The organism is Corallococcus sp. AB038B (genome assembly GCF_003668955.1).
GTDB lineage: Bacteria > Myxococcota > Myxococcia > Myxococcales > Myxococcaceae > Corallococcus > Corallococcus exiguus.
Genome location: NZ_RAWO01000151.1, coordinates 1 through 430, shown reverse-complemented (window position 1 = coordinate 430; position 430 = coordinate 1). Strand labels below are relative to the sequence as shown.

Genomic DNA, 430 nt, shown 5'->3' with positions numbered 1-430 from the left:
CTACGGCGACCGGCTGCGCGCGGGCTGGGCGCTCGAGGTCAATGGCGTCTACGTGCCCAGCTTCTACAATGACACCCACGTCGGCGCGAACAACTTCCTCACGCAGTACCTGCGCAGCGGAGACGCTCGCTGGTTCCAGCTCGGGGAGATCAGCACCCGTCACTTCATGGACATCGACGTGTCGCATGGGCCCCGCGCGGGCTACTGGGCCACGGGCGGCGCGCCGCAGCCCGCCGGCGAGGTGCATGCCATCAACCATGAAAACATCGACCACCAGGTCCGCAACCTGCACTGGGGCCATGCGCACGTCAGCGGCATGAGCAATCTCTACCTGCTCACGGGCGACAAGCGCTCGCTCGACGTGCTCACGGAGATCGCCAACTGGTGGAAGTTCGTCACCCCGCACTTCTTCAAGCGCCCGTTCAAGTTC

The 430-nt window shown here is 65.3% G+C and carries 1 protein-coding gene; it reads left to right on the top strand.

The genetic code is table 11. The annotated features are described in order from the left end of the window. Nucleotides 1-430: hypothetical protein (locus tag D7Y04_RS44820; RefSeq protein WP_158627700.1), on the top strand; the 430-nt coding region annotated here is incomplete at both ends.